At 64.6% G+C, this 15784-nt stretch carries 17 protein-coding genes; 7 read left to right on the top strand and 10 right to left on the bottom strand.

Annotated elements, in window-relative coordinates; genetic code table 11:
* Nucleotides 1-61: 61 nt before the first annotated feature.
* Nucleotides 62-910 (top strand): hypothetical protein, encoded by an 849-nt coding sequence (locus QNJ67_11225; protein MDJ0609536.1) that lies wholly within the window; start codon nucleotides 62-64, stop codon nucleotides 908-910.
* A 6-nt stretch (nucleotides 911-916) separates the two neighbouring features.
* Nucleotides 917-2383: a metallophosphoesterase gene (locus tag QNJ67_11230; protein MDJ0609537.1), complete on the top strand. Its 1467-nt coding sequence runs from the start codon at nucleotides 917-919 to the stop codon at nucleotides 2381-2383.
* A 117-nt stretch (nucleotides 2384-2500) separates the two neighbouring features.
* Here QNJ67_11230 and QNJ67_11235 read toward each other — a convergent pair whose 3' ends face one another.
* Together QNJ67_11235 and QNJ67_11240 are read right to left on the bottom strand one after the other, a co-directional pair.
* A complete protein-coding gene (locus tag QNJ67_11235) occupies nucleotides 2501-3766 on the bottom strand; it encodes an inorganic phosphate transporter (GenBank protein ID MDJ0609538.1) in 1266 nt (421 codons plus the stop codon).
* A gap of 31 nt (nucleotides 3767-3797) precedes the next feature.
* Nucleotides 3798-4478 carry a TIGR00153 family protein gene (locus QNJ67_11240; GenBank protein MDJ0609539.1) on the bottom strand — a complete coding sequence of 227 codons (681 nt, stop codon included), beginning with the start codon at nucleotides 4476-4478 and terminating at the stop codon, nucleotides 3798-3800.
* Between the two features lie 437 nt (nucleotides 4479-4915).
* Between QNJ67_11240 and QNJ67_11245 the strand changes: the two genes are divergently transcribed.
* Nucleotides 4916-5350, top strand: a complete 435-nt coding sequence (locus QNJ67_11245; protein MDJ0609540.1) for a universal stress protein — start codon at nucleotides 4916-4918, stop codon at nucleotides 5348-5350.
* 94 nt (nucleotides 5351-5444) lie between these two features.
* Here the strand turns inward: QNJ67_11245 and QNJ67_11250 are convergent, their stop codons facing one another.
* The 6 genes from QNJ67_11250 to QNJ67_11275 all read right to left on the bottom strand — a co-directional run bounded on the left by QNJ67_11250 (nucleotide 5445) and on the right by QNJ67_11275 (nucleotide 11318).
* Nucleotides 5445-6866, bottom strand: coding sequence for a HAMP domain-containing protein (locus tag QNJ67_11250; protein ID MDJ0609541.1), 1422 nt, complete (start codon nucleotides 6864-6866; stop codon nucleotides 5445-5447).
* Nucleotides 6867-7186: 320 nt separating this feature from the next.
* Nucleotides 7187-7747 (bottom strand): histidine phosphatase family protein, encoded by a 561-nt coding sequence (locus QNJ67_11255; protein MDJ0609542.1) that lies wholly within the window; start codon nucleotides 7745-7747, stop codon nucleotides 7187-7189.
* A gap of 18 nt (nucleotides 7748-7765) precedes the next feature.
* The gene (locus QNJ67_11260; GenBank protein MDJ0609543.1) at nucleotides 7766-8971 is read right to left on the bottom strand and encodes a sodium ion-translocating decarboxylase subunit beta; all 1206 of its coding nucleotides are present in this window, start codon (nucleotides 8969-8971) and stop codon (nucleotides 7766-7768) included.
* A gap of 17 nt (nucleotides 8972-8988) precedes the next feature.
* Nucleotides 8989-9378 (bottom strand): acetyl-CoA carboxylase biotin carboxyl carrier protein subunit, encoded by a 390-nt coding sequence (locus QNJ67_11265; protein ID MDJ0609544.1) that lies wholly within the window; start codon nucleotides 9376-9378, stop codon nucleotides 8989-8991.
* Nucleotides 9379-9419: 41 nt separating this feature from the next.
* Nucleotides 9420-9749 (bottom strand): hypothetical protein, encoded by a 330-nt coding sequence (locus QNJ67_11270; protein ID MDJ0609545.1) that lies wholly within the window; start codon nucleotides 9747-9749, stop codon nucleotides 9420-9422.
* Between the two features lie 15 nt (nucleotides 9750-9764).
* Nucleotides 9765-11318 carry an acyl-CoA carboxylase subunit beta gene (locus QNJ67_11275; protein MDJ0609546.1) on the bottom strand — a complete coding sequence of 518 codons (1554 nt, stop codon included), beginning with the start codon at nucleotides 11316-11318 and terminating at the stop codon, nucleotides 9765-9767.
* Between the two features lie 200 nt (nucleotides 11319-11518).
* Here QNJ67_11275 and QNJ67_11280 point away from each other — a divergent pair, with 200 nt between their 5' ends.
* On the top strand, nucleotides 11519-11944 hold the full coding sequence (locus QNJ67_11280) for an NUDIX hydrolase (GenBank protein ID MDJ0609547.1): 426 nt from the start codon (nucleotides 11519-11521) through the stop codon (nucleotides 11942-11944).
* Nucleotides 11945-12306: 362 nt separating this feature from the next.
* On the opposite strand, the gene QNJ67_11285 is transcribed toward QNJ67_11280, so the two are convergent.
* Nucleotides 12307-13068 (bottom strand): pentapeptide repeat-containing protein, encoded by a 762-nt coding sequence (locus tag QNJ67_11285; protein MDJ0609548.1) that lies wholly within the window; start codon nucleotides 13066-13068, stop codon nucleotides 12307-12309.
* A gap of 159 nt (nucleotides 13069-13227) precedes the next feature.
* On the opposite strand from QNJ67_11285, the gene QNJ67_11290 reads away from it, so the two are divergent.
* Nucleotides 13228-13731 carry a DUF192 domain-containing protein gene (locus QNJ67_11290; GenBank protein ID MDJ0609549.1) on the top strand — a complete coding sequence of 168 codons (504 nt, stop codon included), beginning with the start codon at nucleotides 13228-13230 and terminating at the stop codon, nucleotides 13729-13731.
* 58 nt (nucleotides 13732-13789) lie between these two features.
* Here the strand turns inward: QNJ67_11290 and QNJ67_11295 are convergent, their stop codons facing one another.
* Nucleotides 13790-14302 (bottom strand): thermonuclease family protein, encoded by a 513-nt coding sequence (locus tag QNJ67_11295; GenBank protein ID MDJ0609550.1) that lies wholly within the window; start codon nucleotides 14300-14302, stop codon nucleotides 13790-13792.
* Nucleotides 14303-14469: 167 nt separating this feature from the next.
* On the opposite strand from QNJ67_11295, the gene QNJ67_11300 reads away from it, so the two are divergent.
* Entirely contained in the window at nucleotides 14470-15441 is a 972-nt protein-coding gene (locus QNJ67_11300; GenBank protein MDJ0609551.1) for a class I SAM-dependent methyltransferase, read from the top strand.
* 130 nt (nucleotides 15442-15571) lie between these two features.
* Nucleotides 15572-15697 carry a type B 50S ribosomal protein L36 gene (gene ykgO, locus QNJ67_11305; protein ID MDJ0609552.1) on the top strand — a complete coding sequence of 42 codons (126 nt, stop codon included), beginning with the start codon at nucleotides 15572-15574 and terminating at the stop codon, nucleotides 15695-15697.
* Nucleotides 15698-15784: the final 87 nt, after the last annotated feature.

A 15784-nucleotide genomic window follows, 5' to 3' on the forward strand; every position in this document is an offset into this window, starting at 1 on the left:
GAAGAAGAAGAAAAAGAAGTAGCGAGCTTTACCCCTCTTGTTGGAGACCCCAGAAGATCTATTGTTCCCGGCGACCCATCGCCTGGGACTGGGGCGATCGTTCCGGTCATTCCGTCGCAGCCGGCACGGCCCGCAGACTATTGCGACCGCTGGACGCCGCGGGACGATTGCCGCAAACTTCGCTGGACGCCAAGCCGGGCCAGAGCAATTCCGCGATCTTCTCGTTGCCATGCACAAAAGACCGAGCCTGCACCTCGTTCCCGTCGAGGAGCTTCAGTGCATCAAGGGCGTGACGTTTCCGGCGAGCTTGAAATTTCGCCAGTTGCTGGTGACCGGTCCGCCCGGCTCCGGAAAGTCGAGGCTTATCGGGAAAGTGGGGGGCTGGCCGGAGGAGGGCTACATAGACCTCACGCTGAAGAACTGGTGGCGAGCCCAATCACTGACATTTCGGCCCAGAGAGGTTCATCTGGGTTTTCCCTTTGTCGGCCACGACGATGCGCTCACGGTTTTCGACAAGGAGTGGCTGGACGCGCAACCGCCTCCGAAGCTCGATCTGGACCGAATCATTCTGCCCCCCGCAAAGAGTCACTTCCTGGCCGTGAAGTGGCGTCGCCGCTTCGTGTTCGAATTCCTGCTTCCGCCGCCCGAAGAGATCCTGAAGTGGCGCCTCGACCGGTCTCGTCGGGAGGTTCACCCGGTCGACCAAGGGGTTACGCTCGAGCAGGTTGAACGGCAGGTCGCCGTTTACCTCGAGGCCGCACTCTACTTCCAGCGCTCGGGCATGTTGACCTATGTCAGGGACGGATTTGATGGAGCGCCCAAGAATATCGTCGAACCCAGTCAGCCGGCTACGGAGTGTGACGAGGCCAGGCATTGGGGAATCTCACTCAAGCCTGAGAATGGGTCCTAGGGCACAATGCTGGAGAAGCTTCTCGGCTATTTCTCGAAAGGCGAGGAGAGCGCCGCCCTGGTGCCGGGACCCGAGCCTATCCGCGTTACCAAGCCGGTTCGGATCGCCCTGGGTAGTGGACCGATAGAGCTTGTCCTCGGAAAGAAGAAACTCCACCTCCGGCCCGAAATCGGTGTTGCTGCCGAACAGAAATCGCGGACCGGGGATTGGATTCTGGTGGATCCCGAGCGGTTCTACACCGAGATCGCCGGCTTTGAACGCCTTCGGTCCGGCGACAAGATTCTGGTCGGCCGCGCCAACGAGCGCTTGGACAAGATCTTCGATTTCCCAAAGAGCGTCGCCAAACGTCATCTGACCTTGGAAAACGAGGAGGGGCAAATCACCATAAAGCCCTTGGACGGAGAAACGGTGACCTCTGTCTCCGCTGTCGAGGAGAAATACGAGATCGGCCGCCTCAAAGACCTCAATCTGAAGAACCTGAAGCTCCTGCGGGAGATCTTCGGCGGACCGATCGCGCTGCTGCCGCCGGAGGAGGCGCTGGCCACGCTCGAGCAGGCGATCAAGATCTTCCGCGACGAGCCCTTTCGGCCGAAGGACTCACGCGGGCGGCCCGGCGGCCTGTTGGAGCTTCCGGACAAGCTTGCCCCCGTAATCGTGGGCGATCTCCATGCGGAGGTGGACAATCTCCTCAAGATCTTGAGCGTTGGACGCTACCTGGACGGCTTGGTGAGCGGCGAGGCCATGCTGATCCTTCTCGGCGATACGGTTCACACCCAGGACCTCGATGCCCTGGATGAGATGGACTCGTCGCTCCTGATGTTGGATCTGATCTTCAAGCTCAAGATTCGCTTTCCGACGCGCGTGTTCTGGCTGCGCGGAAACCACGAGTCGCTGGACGACAGCGTCGGCAAGATCGGGGTGCCCCAGGGGCTTCTCCTGCATCAGAAGGCGCAGGCGCGCCGGGGCGAGACCTATGTCGAGCGGCTCGCAGAGTTTTTCGAACTCCTACCCTATGTGATCAAGGCCGATGACTACCTGGCGGTCCACGCCGGGCCGGCGCGTTCAGGCGGCACCCGGCAGGAGTGCATCGACATCTGCGATCATCCGCAGCTGGCCTGGCAGCTTACCTGGAACCGTCTGCAGCGCCCGAGCCGCCCGGCGGGCTATACCAAGCAGGACGTCAAGGCCTTCAGAGCCAAGCTGGGGGCGGAGAAGGGCTTGCCGCTGATCGTCTCCCACACGCCCCTGTCCTCGGAAGGTACGGTCTGGATCAATGCCGGGGACATCAAGAACCACCATGTGGTCTACAGCGCCAACCGGGACAGTTTGGCCCTATTCATCCGCGTCGGCCGAGAAATGGTTCCCCTCGAGTATCCGGCCGAGCCTCTTCTGGAGTTCGCAAACCGCATGGAAGCCGCTGACACGGCGACCCAGGCCGGGATGCCCCTTCTAAAACAGCTTCACCGGGTTTGATCGAATCGCCAGGGCGATCCTTCAAACCCGGTGAACCTGCTCTGCTCTTGTCACCAAGAGCGAAATCACGCGTTCAATCGGGATCAGGGTGGTGACCCCGATTGAACGCGATCCGGACTAGGTAAAGATCCCCTTCAGGGTGAAGAAGAACAGCGCCGACAGCACGCCGCCGATCGGCAGGGTGACGATCCAGGACACCACGATCCCGCCGATGACGCGAAGATCGAGCGCGCCGATGCCGCGTGCCAAGCCGACGCCCATCACAGCGCCGACGGCGATGTGGGTGGTCGATACCGGCATGCCTGTGCGCGAGGCCAGAACCACGGTTGCAGCGGCGGCCATGGTCGCGCTGAAGCCGCGAGTCGGGGTCAGTTCGGTGATCTTCGTGCCGATGGTCCGCATGACCCGGTAGCCGAAGGTCGCGAGGCCGAGCACGATGCCGAAGCCGCCGAGCAGCAGGATCCAAATCGGCAGCTCGGACTTCTGCGCGACCTCCCCGCCCGATTGGACCAGGCCATAGACGGCGGCGAGCGGTCCGACGCCATTGGCGACGTCGTTCGAGCCGTGAGCAAAGGCCATACCGCAGGCGGTGAAGAGCATCATCGGCACGAAGACCTTCTCCACGCTGGCGAAGTGGTAGTCCATATCGGCCGCTCTATCGACCTTGACCCGATTGATCATGGCCGCGCCTATTCCCGCGATTACGAGACCGATAATCACGGAGATCAGGAAGCTCATGGGCACCGTGAGCTCAAGATCGAGATGCTTGAGGCCCTTGAACATGGTCACCAGGGAGATGATGAATCCGACCAGAAAGACGTAAACCGGCCCCCACCTCTTGGCGCTCCGGAAGGGATTGTCGGTATTCAGAATGAGGTGCCGGATCGAAATCATCAGGATGAAGGCGATGGTGCCGCCGAGGACGGGTGAAACCACCCAGCTGGCGACGATCTGCCCGATCTTGTCCCACTTCACCGCGTCGATGCCGATGCCGGCAATGGCGAATCCCACCACCGCGCCGACGATCGAGTGGGTCGTCGAGACCGGCCAGCCGCGGGTCGAGGCGACCATCAGCCAGACGGCGGCCGCGAGCAGCGCCCCCAGCATGCCGAAAACCAGGATCTCCGGGTTGTTGACGATCGGACTGGGATCAATGATCCCCTTCCGGATCGTCGCGGTGACGTGACCGCCGGCAAGAGCCGCGCCGGCAAACTCGAAGATGGCGGCGATGATGATCGCCGTCGTGACCGTTATCGCCCCCGATCCGACCGACGTTCCCATGACGTTAGCCACGTCGTTGGCGCCGATGCCCCAAGTCATGTAGAGGCCAAAGACTACGGCAAGGCCGATCAGTAGAGTGCCGTGCTGGGCAATGATATCCATGAATGAGTCCTCCCCTTCCGCTGCCTGCGGTTTAGCGCGCGAGTAGCAGGCGCAACCGATTCCCGACCTTCTCGGCGTAGTCCGCCAGATCGCCGATCCATTGAATGAGCTCGTACCAGAACATGACCGACACCGGCTTCATCTCGTCTTCCTGGGCGAAGAGGCGGCGGACGAGTTCCGTACCCATGTGGTCCGTATCGGTCTCGATCTTGTTCAGTTCGGTCACCATCTCGGCCACCTTGTCCGATTCGCGACCACGGAATCCTGTCTCCACCAGTTCGTCCAACTCGCCGATGATCTTGACCGCCTGGTCGCAGGCATCGACGCAGCGGCGGGTCAGGGCGAGCAGCGGATCTTTCAGATTGTCCGGCACCTCCATCGGCCGTTCGAACAAGAGCCCGGCGATGTCTTGGGCGGTGTCCGCAATGGAGTCCTGCATGTCCAGGACCTCCAGCAGATCGCGCCGGTCGACCGGCAGGAGGAGGCTCTTGGGCAGATGCGCTCTTAGGTCGTTCTTGATCTTGTCCGCTTCTCCTTCGAGTTGAAAGATGCGGTCCTTGGTGGCGGTGACCTTTTCCTGGTCGCCGGCGGCCAAGGCCTCGAACAGATCCGGCACCTGCGCGGCGCACTGCGTCGCGACCGCTATGTGCTCCTGCATTGGCTTGAAGGGCGAGCGTCCGAACAGGCTGGTTAAGGTGGATTTTGTGACCATGGCGCTTCCCCCTTTGCGCAGTGATGACCGGTCCCCGAACTCGCCTTCTTGCCGACTTTGCGATCCCAGGCGGGCTGCGGTCTGTTCAAGGTTCCAAGACAGAAACTTTGATAAACCCCGCGTTTTCCTCTCGCTCAGTGGACAAGATGCGAGATTTGCTCGCTATTTTGCAGCTGTTTCAGAAAGTCTCTTTGACATACATCAAACTAAGTCATTACAAGCGCGCTTCGCTGGCAGGCGCGGCTTGCGGCTTCGCCGCCGAAGCCTGGGGCTCGAGAGGGGTTCCGCGTGCGCGTCCGGCGCCAAGATGGTCAGAGTTGATCGACCGCGGTCTGGCGCGCAGGCATAGCGAGCCCTGTTCTGGATCAAGGACAGATGCGGACCGCGCCGGCTAGTAAACCGACCGTGCCAGTCACTAAAGACGAAGGATCGACCCCATGCCTCGCAACATCGTTGCCCTCGTTGACCCTGATGACGAGGTCTCCCGGCGTAAGGCGCTGCCGACGGCGATCGACCATGCCAAACAGACCGGCGCGCGGCTCTACGTTCTGACCGTCGTGCCCGATGGCATGTACAGGATGACGGCGGTCGCGCAGGTCATCCCCGAGGACTATGAACAGAAGCTGACCGACGAGGCGGAAGAACGGCTGGCGGCGATCATTCGGGACCAAGCGGTGGAAGGACTCGATGTGCAGCCGGTCGTTCGTCTCGGCAGCGTCTACAAGGAGGCGCTGACCTTCGCGCGCGACGTCACCGCCGGTCTGATCGTCATGGGCGCCCACAAGCCAGGGATGTCGGACTACCTCTTGGGCTCCAACGCATCACAGATCGTGAGTCATGCCAAATGTTCGGTGTGGGTCATCCGCGATTGAAGGACTGCTTCGTTCACGTTGAGTCGGAAGTCGTGCTCTAGAAACTCAAGTGTGGGATGTACCAACCGGCGAGGCGGATCCCGCTCCGATCCCGTCAGGAAGCCGTTGGAAGATTGCGCGCCTTCATCGAGTCCTTCCACCACCGGATCAGCCCGGCCTTGTGATCGGCGATTGCGTTCACCGACTCCGCCATAAGGTCAACTTCGTCTCGGCTGCCGGGCCGCGTCGCGATCCGCTCGGTGGGATCCTCGTCGGCCAGGCGTCCGAGCAAGCCCATCATGCGGCGCAAAGGTCGCGTGATCCGGCGGGTGATCGCCACGGCGAAGAACACGCCTAGCGCCGTCGCGGCCAGCACGATCCAGAGCATGTATCTCTCACTGGCCTCCGATGAAGCCTCGATCTTCGCCGTCATCTCGGCCTCCAATCGATCGGCTGCCTCGACTTTGCTGTTCACGATCGGTGTTATCTGCCTAACCGCTTCGTGCATCTCGCTCGACAGCCGGTCGATCCGGTCGTTCTGGTCAACCAGCGCCAGGAAGTCCCGGCGGTATTGGTCCAGCAGGGCCGTCAGCCTGGCTTTGTCCTCTTGCGCGATGTCGGAGCCTTCGACCTGTTCGGCGATGCGCTGCCATTCACGCAGCGCCATCTCGACGTACTGCTTGTCGTGCCTGAGCAGGTAGTCCTTTTCGCGCCGTCGGAGCTGCAGGATGTTGCTCTCCATGCCGGGGATGTAATGCGCCCGCAGGATTGCTTCGATCCGGTGCGCGGCCTCCCGGAACGGCCCCTTGCCCCCCTGGATGTCCTCCTGCGCCAGGACCCTTTGGCTGTAATCTTCGAAGCTCTGCTCATAGGCGCCGAGCTCTCCGAGGAGAGAGGCCCTGGTGTCCGGCGCCAGCTCCGAGTCTTCGACGTTCTGCCGGAGCCCTCCGAGGAGAGTAAAGACCTGGTTGCGGTAGGCCTCTTCGCGTCTCAGGCCGAGGTCCTTTTCTCTCCGGCGCACCTGAAGCAGCTGCAGGTAAGGGCTGCTGACCTTGAACTCTCCGGCCAGGTCCTCCAGCTCGTGGACCGCATCGCGGAAGGCGCCCTGAAGGCCGGCGTTGTGATCCAGCCCCTTCCTGCGCCACGCCTCGGCGATCGCCTCGAAGCGCTGACGATAGATCCCGATCAGCGTCGCAAACTCCTCGGCGACCAGGGCGGCTTCCTCGTCGATTTGGCCCAATTCCGCCGTCAACGCGAGGACAGCGTCGACACGGTCCGAGACCTCCGCGGCGAAGGCTTCCTCGCGATGCAGAAGGAAGTTCTTCTCCGCGCGACGGGCTTCCAGAATGCCGGCCTGGATCTCGAGCAGGAGGTCCTTTCTCGCATCATGGATCTCGATCAGCCCGCGATAATCCGTGAGCGAGCGATTCAGCGTGCCGTGGTACTGCCAGATCACTGCAAGAAAGAGCAAGCCGACCAGACCGAAGCTGAGTGCGATCTTCTCGCCGATGCGCAACTTGCTGAGTAAATATGCCATCGTCTCACCCTTAGATGGAACCTAGGGACGCCAAGCACCCTCCGGACCTCGGCCGGCCCCGCGATCAGGGGAAAACTGCGTCGGACCGCGCGTTTTCGACTCCTACCGGCACCCTCGTTCACCGACAACTCCGCCGGGACATCCGTAATGCTTCGGCAATATCGCCCGGCTGTCGCTGATATAGGTCAATCTTTTCGGAGGCCCGAGGTGCCTAGAACAGATCGCGATCGAATGGAATCCGCTCTACATCCTCGGTTTTAGAGCAGATTCACCGGGTTTGATGGATCGCCTCCGGCGATTTGATCCAACCCGGATCCGCCCTAGACGACGCTGATCCGCCACTTCGGCCTCTGTCCCGACGGCGGATCGAATCTCAGAACCAATCCGCTTTGAACGGATATCCGCCGGTCCATGGCAATGCCGATGTGCTGGCAAATGATCCGAAAGACGCCGGAGTGCGTGACGAAGAGCACCGGCGACGGGCCTGGGACCGATTCGATGGCCTGGACAATGCGTCGTGTGAATTCCTCCAGAGACTCCGCGCCTTCGGGGTTGGGCGAGGACGGCCGCTGGTCCTTGGGCATCCCTTCGTATCCGCCCCAGTCGCGCTCCATCAGGCCCGGCAAGGGATAGACCGGAACCCGCGTCAGCACGGAAACGACAAAGGCCGTTCGCCACGCGCGCTTGAGCGGGCTCGAGTAGATCGATCCGAGCTTTACTCCGGAGAGGCTTTGCGCCGCCCCTTCGGCCATTTTTCGGCCCACTGCGTTCAGTTCGGTTTCGCTCTGGCCCTGGAGGATGCCGTCCCGGCTCTCGCGCGTCTCGCCGTGGCGCAGCACGTAGAACGGCGTGGTGCCGAACTCGAAATCGCTATCAGCCAAGCCGGGTGCCTCCGCTGCTCACTGGACGACGGCGATAAAGATGCCGGCAAAGATCGCCGAGGTGATAATGCCGCTGATACTGGCGCCCAGCGCGTGCGGCAAGACGACGGCATCTGGGGTTACTTCGGCCACGCATTTCTGGGCCACCTTGGCCGTCGTCGGCAGGCAGCTGACTCCCGCGATCCCGATCACCGGGTTGAAGCGCCGCCCCGTCGCGAAGTAGAGAACGTACCCGCCGATCAATCCGCCGATCCCGGAAATGGTCAGCGCCAGGATCCCGAGCAGCAGAAGGATCAGGACATCGGGATTCAGGATCGTACTGGCCTCGCAGAGCACGCCCAACAGGAGGCCGAGAAAGAACGTCGCGCCGTAGAGCAGAGGGCCGCTGAACAGCTCGGCGTAGCGGGTCAGTCCGCTCTCGCGAACCACGACCCCGACGAAGAGCGACAAGAACAGCGGGGCCGCCACCGGGAACAGCAAGCAGAGTGCCGCGAGCGCAACGACGCAGAACAGGATCTTTTCACCCGCCGTCACCTCCCGCACCTTCTCCACCGGCATCTTCATGCCCCGGATGTGCCGCGGCACCAGCAGCTTGATCAGGTAGGGATAGCCCCCGTAGGTCAAGCCCAGATAGAGGTAGGCGACTACGGTGATGGGCACGAAGAGCTCTTCGGAGAGAATCAGCGCGGTGAAGAGAATCATCGGGCCGTCGGCGCCGCCGATCGTCGCGACCGCGGCGGAATCGGCGACCGAGAGGCCCATGGCGTGGGCCAGGGGGAAGACCGCGACCGTGCCGAGTTCGGCGCAGAGCGCGATGAACATGCTCTGGAACGGCCTGGCCATCACGTAGCCGACGTCGAGCAGGGCGCCGATGCCCATGAACACGAGGCAGGCGATCAGGCCGTTGGAAAAGGTCAGGGTATAGACCGGCTGCAGCCAGTCGATCTGCAGGACCGTCACCAGTTGTTCGACGTCCGTGACCAGAGGGTCGACGAAGAGATTGCCCGGTCTGCCGTCCCCGAGGAACAGAACGCCGGCGTTGACGCTGGTCATGCCGAGCCCCATGGGGATCATCAGAAGGGCTTCCAGGACGCCCTTGCGGCCGAGGTAGATCAAGAGCATGCCGAGTGCGATGAGAAAGAGACGCATGACCAGGACCTCGGGCTCGGCCGCCTTGAGGGTGGCGAGGCCCTGGAAGATGTCGAGAAGGTCGATGTTTTCCACGGCGCGGCGAGCCGATGCTAGACGATGGTCAGGAGCAACTGGCCGGCTTCCACCGGGTCGCCGGGCGCGACGGCGACGGCATCCACCGTTCCGGCCCGACCGGCGGTGATGACGGTCTTGGTCTTCATCGACTCGAGGCTGACGACCTGCATGCCATCGGTGACCTCGTCTCCCGGGGCGACATCGACCGAGATCACGACGCCGGCCATGGGGCTGGTCACGTCGCCCGGACCGGCAGCCGAGGCGGTCGGGGCCGGCGGCTCCGCGGCCGGGAGGGTTTCGGCAGCGACCGGCGCCGCCGTCATGGTGCCGCGGTCGGGGTAGAGGGTGCCGGGACCGGTTTCGACCTCCTCGACGACGACGTCGTAGGGATGGCCGTCGACACTGATCTTGAAACGTCTTCGCATGCTCTTGTTCCCCTCGGCTCTCCGCGACCGCGCCGCCGGCTTCAGCGCTTCGGCTGGCGCACGATGGCGTGGGAGGTCTGGTGAATCATCCGTCCCTCGGCCGTCCACACGGCGCCGCGGCCCGGATCCTCGATGTGGATGATGTGATGCTCTCCGATCATTGCCGCGGCGGCGGCCGAGATGGCGGCGACATGCTCCGGGGGCACAGCCGGGCCCGGCACGGCGGCGGGATCGGCAGCAGCCTCCGATCTCGGCGACCGCCGCAGCAGCGGCAGGGCGTGCACGATGCCCTTGATCAGCAGCGCCACCGCGAAGGAGATCGCGATCGCGATGCCATAGATCCCGGCCGATAGCGGTATCAGGTCGTTCATGCCGGAACAGAATCTCTAGAGTGGTGAATTGCCATGCTTCTTGGGCGGGCGAAGCTCGCGCTTGGTAAGCGCCTTGCGCAGCGCCAGGGCAAGCATCCAGCGCGTTTCCGAGGGATCGATCACGTCGGTGATGTAGCCGTGGGACGCGGAAAGATAGGGCGAGGCAAACTCGGCGCGATAGGCGGCGGCGAGCTGGGCGGCCTTGGCTTTCGGGTCCTCGGCTTCCTTGAGCTCCTTGCGGTGGAGGATCTTCACCGCGCCCTCCGCGCCCATCACGGCTATTTCGGCGCTCGGCCAGGCGTAGACGAAGTCCGCGCCCAGCTCGAGGGCGCACATGGCGAGGTAGGACCCGCCGTAGGCCTTGCGCAGGATCACCGTAAGCTTGGGCACCGTCGCGGCGGCATAGGAGTAAAGCATCTTGGCGCCGTGGCGGATGATGCCGCCGCGTTCCTGCTCGACACCCGGCAGGAAGCCCGGCACGTCGACCAGCGTGACCAGGGGGATGTTGAAGACGTTGCAGAAGCGAACGAACCGCGAGCCCTTGTCGGAGGCGTCGATGTCGAGTGCGCCGGCCTTGACCATCGGCTGGTTGGCGACGAGCCCCACCACCATGCCCTCGATGCGTCCGAAACCGACGATCAGATTGCGCGCCCAGCCGGCATGAATCTCCAGGAACCGGCCCGGATCGACCAGGCGGTCGATCACCGCGCGCACGTCGAGAGGTTCGGCGGGATCTGCGGGCAGGAGCTGTCCCATGCCTTCGTCGGGGGTGAGCTGCATGTCGACCGTCGGGCGGTGCGGCGGATCCTCGGCGTTGTTCGAGGGCAGGTAGCCGAGCAGCTCGCGGGCCAGCGCGACGGCGTGCCGGTCGTCCTTGGCGACCAGGTGCACGTTGCCGCTCACGGTCGCGTGGACCGCGGCGCCGCCGATTTCGTCCATGGTGGTCTCGCGCCCGGTGACCGCCTTGATGACCTCGGGCCCGGTGATGAACATGTGGGCCTGCTTCTCGATCATGATGATGAAGTCCATCAGGGCCGGCGAATAGGCGGCGCCGCCCGCGCAGGGGCCCGCGATGATCGCGATCTGAGGCACCACGCCGGAAAGCAGCACGTTGTTGTAGAACACCCGGCCATAGCCCGAGAGCGCGTCGACCCCCTCCTGAATGCGGGCGCCGCCGGAATCCTTGAAGGCGATTAAGGGCGCGCCGATCTTCTTGGCGAAGCGCATCACCTCGACGATCTTCATGGCGTGGGCCTTGCCGAGGGTGCCGGCCGCCACCGTGAAATCCTGGCTGACCACGGCGACCGGGCGTCCGTCGACATAGCCGGTTCCGACGATCACGCCGTCGGCGGCGAGAGCCTTCTCGTCCTGTCCGAAGCGATAGCCGGCCTGGTGCACATGAGCGCCGGATTCCTGAAAGGTGTGGGGCTGGCAAAGCGCCTCGATCCGCTCGCGCGCCGCGAGCAGACCCTTGTCGCGGCGCGCCATCAGCTTATCCGTTCCGCCGCCGGCACGGAGCCTTTGACGCCGCTCTAGCAATTCCTCGGCAAGACGCCGTGTGAGAGTCATGGCGCTTCACCCCTGTCTAGCTGCTGGGACTTTCCCCCAGGCCAAGCATTCGCTTCGCCGCGTCGGGGGGCATTGATCTTGATCAAGAATTGTGCGGCGGCGGCGCGAAGTCGGACGCAAGTCGGTTGTCTGACGTGCTGTTCCTTGCCAATGTTTCGGCCGCCTACCCGAATGGCGGGTTAAACCCGGGAGATCGGCATATGGAGCGACGCCCGAGCTGGCACTACGTTCAATCGGCTGTCGTGCCTTTTCGTCGGCAAGGCGACGGCTTCGAGGTTTTGCTCATAACGTCACGCAAGGGAACTCACTGGGTTCTGCCGAAAGGAATCGTCGAGCCCGGCATGACCGCCGCGGATTCCGCGGCGAAGGAAGCCTGGGAAGAGGCGGGTATCGAGGGCAATGTCATCGCCCAGAGCCTCGGCTGGTATAGCTACGACAAGTGGCACGGCACCTGCGCGGTCGAGGTCTTTCCCATGGAGGTCACGACCGAACTGACGGATTGGCCCGAAGCCGAAACCCGGCGCAGAGAGTGGCTTTCCCTCAATCAGGCGGCTGAGCGACTGGACCACGAGCACCTGCGAGCGATTCTCGGCAGCTTGCCCGATGCCCTGGATTCCGGGGTCTAATCCGACGTCGGCTCAAAACGACCCGAACAGGCTCGCCAGGGTGATCAGCACGACGAGCGCGACCATGGGCGCGGCGATGGCGACCATGAAGATGTCGCCGTAGGCCCCAGGTGAAGGCGCCGTGCGCCCCGCCGCCCTGGAGGCCGAGATCGAGCCTGGTGACCTTGCCCTTCTTCCGCCCCATCTTCCCCTCCTCTGGCGACGCCCATCGCGTTCTCCGGCAGGGTAGGGCAATCGATGCGCTATTCAACCGCGAAGTCGCGGCGGCCGAGCGATAAATTGCTGAAGTATATCAGTTTAATGACACTGCATGGCGGCCCCTCACCCCCAATTCGGGGCAACTGCCGAAGTAAAGGGGGTCTCTAGCAGGCCGGCGGCAGGGGGAGGCCGTTGGGCAGGGCCGGCGGGTCGGCCGGGTCTGCGCAGGTCTCGCCGATCTGGTCCGCGGTCAAGCCCCGGACGCCGGTCAGGTCGGCGCCGCTCAGGGTCGCGCCCGACAGCAGGGCGCCGCCCAAGCGGGCCCGGGCGAGCCGGGCGCCGGTCAGGTTGGTCCCGGTCAGCAGCGCGTCGGTAAGGTCGGCGCCGCTGAGATCGGCCCTGGTCAGGTTGGTGCGCGAGAGCGAGGACTGCCGGAGGTCGGCGCCCTGCAGGTCCGCTTCCATCATCTTGCTGCTCTGGAAGGTCGCGCGGTAGAGGCTCGCGCCGTTCAGGACGATCCCCTGGAGGTAGCGGGTCGACATGTCGATCTCGCGCAGGTTGGCGCCCGACTCGTGCAACGACTGCAGGGCCTCGACCTGGCCCACGTTGTGGAACAGCTCCTCGCGGGTGTTGTAGAGCAGGGTCCAGGCCCGGGTCATGCGCGCCTGGCGGCGGTCGTGGTACTCGTCCTGGACGTAGACCGCGCCGACCAGGGCGATCACCATGGTGACTGCCGCAGTCAGGGCCTGGACCGAGACCAGCGCGACCTCGAAGGTGCTGTGCTGCTGCTTTATGGCGATCGGCGGGCGAGCGGGCCGCCCGTCAGGCGCCGGCGGCCGCGGCGCGGGCCGCTTCTCGGCAGCCGTTTGCGCCGCTTGGGCCGGCGGTACCGGCCTTTCCGCGCCAGGCTTGTCGGTTTCGCTCATATCCCATCCGCTGCGGTTTCGGGGCCCCGCGGTCCCGGGTGCCATCGAGGCACGAAGCCTCTAAAATTCCGCTAAAATCCTCAGCAATCCGGCTGTTGCCGCACGGCCTTCGGTGCCATCATCGGACGCTTCTGCCAGAACCGGCGACGAGGAAACGAGATGGGAAATTCGGCTGACCGGCGCGGTCCCCTGGCGAGACGCGCGGCGGCCTTGCCGGGGGCGATCGCGCTGCTCCTGTCCCTGGCGCTGGCCCAGGCCGCGGGCGCCCAGGGCCTCGTGACCTTCGAGACCGGCCCCCTGGCCATCGAGACCGCCGACGGGGCGCGGCACGACTTCATTGTCGAGCTGGCCAAGACGCCGGAGCAGATGGCCCAGGGCCTGATGTTCCGGCGCAAGCTGGCGCGCGACGCCGGAATGCTCTTCCTCTACCGGCCGCCGCGCCAGGCCGCCATGTGGATGAAGAACACCTTGATTCCGCTCGACATGGTCTTCATCGGTCAGGACGGCCGGATCGTGAAACTGGTCGAGCGCACGGTGCCCCATTCGCTCAAGGCCGTGGCCTCGGACGGCCCGGTGGCCGCGGTGCTCGAGCTCAACGGCGGCACGGTCTCACGCCTCGGGATCGCGCCCGGCGACCGGGTGGTGCACGACGCTCTGGAATAAGGTCAGGACGGCGCCCGGCCGCCGGTGCGGGATGATTTGAGGCCGTTCAGGCCTCTTGTCAGTTCGCTCTCGCGCGCCATTCCCAGGGCGGATCGAACTTGCTGCCCCAGAGGCCGCGCCCGGCCTCCTGGGCCTCTTTCTCGTGATCGCTGTAGTAGAAGGCCTCGTCGCGGTAGGCCAGCGCCTGGCCGAGGCGCACCATCTCGCCGTTCACGTCCCGGCCGTCGACCTTGCAGATCGCCGGCAGCCAGCCGTCCTCGGGCTCGCCGCGCTGCTCGCAGACCACGCTGCCGGAGTTGATGAAGAGCTGCTCGAGCTGCGACTTGGCCTGGCGGCCGCAGGCGTAGTTCTTGCCGGCCCGGCTGCAGACCTGGCCGAGCTCCGGCGCGTCGATGCCGTAGAGATGCATGGCCTGGCCGTCGAGCATCAAACGGTCGCCGTCGACGATCTGGACGTTGTCGGGCACGGTTGGCGGCCGGTCCATCTGGTTCTCCAGCTGATACCAGGCCACGTGGGCGACGATCAGCAGCACCAGCACGCCGGCGATACGCCAATAGTACTTAGGATCCATGTTCCCACTCATGCGAGAAAAGCGACGGGGCGGGATCCTAGCTCGGCGATCCTTTATGGCCGGTGAACCCGGTTTAACCAGGGTTTTACGCGGTGCCGATAGGTTGAATGCCTCCGGAACCCTATCCGTGCCGCGGGATGGCCGCGCGCCAAGCCGGGTATGCCAGGATGGCCCAGGAACAGCCCGAGACAAAGCATAAGGACGTCAAGCTGCCGCTGAAGCTGCGCCTCAAGGCGTGGTGGGACGGCGACGAGCTGGTCGTGCGGCGCAAGCAGGCCGAAGCCGCCGGGACGCCGGGAGCGGAGGGGCCGGAAGCCGAGGAGGAAGGCGAGAGGCTGCCGCTCTGGACGCCGGAACGCATCGCGCTCGCCCAGGAAGTCTGGGGCGAGGGGGCCTGCGGCCCCACCGACGCCGAGGCCATTATCCGGCTGATCAAGCCGGCCGGGCTCAATCCCGCCATGCGCATGCTCGACCTGGGGGCTGGTCTGGGCGGATCGACCCGGATCGTGGCCAAGCACTTCGGCGCCTGGGCGACCGGGCTGGAGGCGGATCCCGATCTGGCCGCCGCCGGCGCGGAGATCTCGCGCCAGTCGGACCTGTCGAAGAAGGCGGTCATCGAGACCTTCGATCCGGGCGCTCTGGAGCCCGCCGAGCAGCCCTACAACTGCGTCTTCTCCAAGGAGTTCCTGTTCTGCGTCGAGGACAAGCGCGCGATGCTGGAAGCCATCAAGTCCCTGGTGAAGGAGCCGGGGCATTTGATCTTCACCGACTACGTGCTTCCGGACCCCGGCAAGAGATCGCCGGCGCTCGAGGCCTGGATCAAGGCTGAGCCGGTGCGGCCCCATCCCTGGGCCGCGGAGGACTATGTCGCGGCGCTGCAGGAGCTGGAGTTCGATGTCCGGGTGGCCGAAGACTTCACCGCCACGGTCAAGGGCCAGATCACGGCGGCCTGGAGCGCCTACATGACGGCGATGGAGGCGGCCAATCCCTGCGGCGCGGCGCCGCCGGCCCTGGCCTTCGAGGTCGGGCTCTGGATGCGGCGCGCCGAGCTCCTGGAGTCGGGAGACCTCCAGGTCTGCCGCTTCCACGCCATGCGGAAAGAGGATCCGCTGCTGGAAGGGGGCGATTCCGAGGCCTGATCCGGGCCTACTCGGAGACGGGATCGAGCGATTGACAGGCCGCCCGGGCGCGCCTATCTTCCCGCGTCCTTGAACGGGCAGGCGCCGGATAAGCCGGAAACGAGCCGCCCCAAAGTCGGAAAACGGTGCGATGAAGGTCGTCAATTCACTCAAGACCGCCAAGCGGCGCGAGAAGAGCTGCCGGGTCGTGCGCCGCAAGGGCCGGGTCTACGTGATCAACAAGAAGAACCCCCGGTTCAAGGCGCGCCAAGGCTAAGAAGGCGCCGCTTCAGCGCGCTTGCCCCCAGCCAGAGAAGCCGCCGCCGCGCCGTCGCGCGCGGACAGGCATGCCTGCGCGCGCCCG

It is taken from the genome of Kiloniellales bacterium (assembly GCA_030064845.1).
Lineage (GTDB): Bacteria > Pseudomonadota > Alphaproteobacteria > Kiloniellales > JAKSDN01 > JASJEC01.

Coding starts and splice junctions, on each gene's coding strand:
- QNJ67_11270 (MDJ0609545.1), bottom strand. CDS start 9,749: ATGAACGACCTGATACCGCTATCGGCCGGGATCTATGGCATCGCGATC.
- QNJ67_11275 (MDJ0609546.1), bottom strand. CDS start 11,318: ATGACTCTCACACGGCGTCTTGCCGAGGAATTGCTAGAGCGGCGTCAA.
- QNJ67_11240 (MDJ0609539.1), bottom strand. CDS start 4,478: ATGGTCACAAAATCCACCTTAACCAGCCTGTTCGGACGCTCGCCCTTC.
- QNJ67_11230 (MDJ0609537.1), top strand. CDS start 917: ATGCTGGAGAAGCTTCTCGGCTATTTCTCGAAAGGCGAGGAGAGCGCC.
- QNJ67_11300 (MDJ0609551.1), top strand. CDS start 14,470: ATGGCCCAGGAACAGCCCGAGACAAAGCATAAGGACGTCAAGCTGCCG.
- QNJ67_11285 (MDJ0609548.1), bottom strand. CDS start 13,068: ATGAGCGAAACCGACAAGCCTGGCGCGGAAAGGCCGGTACCGCCGGCC.
- QNJ67_11290 (MDJ0609549.1), top strand. CDS start 13,228: ATGGGAAATTCGGCTGACCGGCGCGGTCCCCTGGCGAGACGCGCGGCG.
- ykgO (MDJ0609552.1), top strand. CDS start 15,572: ATGAAGGTCGTCAATTCACTCAAGACCGCCAAGCGGCGCGAGAAGAGC.
- QNJ67_11295 (MDJ0609550.1), bottom strand. CDS start 14,302: ATGGATCCTAAGTACTATTGGCGTATCGCCGGCGTGCTGGTGCTGCTG.
- QNJ67_11235 (MDJ0609538.1), bottom strand. CDS start 3,766: ATGGATATCATTGCCCAGCACGGCACTCTACTGATCGGCCTTGCCGTA.
- QNJ67_11250 (MDJ0609541.1), bottom strand. CDS start 6,866: ATGGCATATTTACTCAGCAAGTTGCGCATCGGCGAGAAGATCGCACTC.
- QNJ67_11245 (MDJ0609540.1), top strand. CDS start 4,916: ATGCCTCGCAACATCGTTGCCCTCGTTGACCCTGATGACGAGGTCTCC.
- QNJ67_11280 (MDJ0609547.1), top strand. CDS start 11,519: ATGGAGCGACGCCCGAGCTGGCACTACGTTCAATCGGCTGTCGTGCCT.
- QNJ67_11265 (MDJ0609544.1), bottom strand. CDS start 9,378: ATGCGAAGACGTTTCAAGATCAGTGTCGACGGCCATCCCTACGACGTC.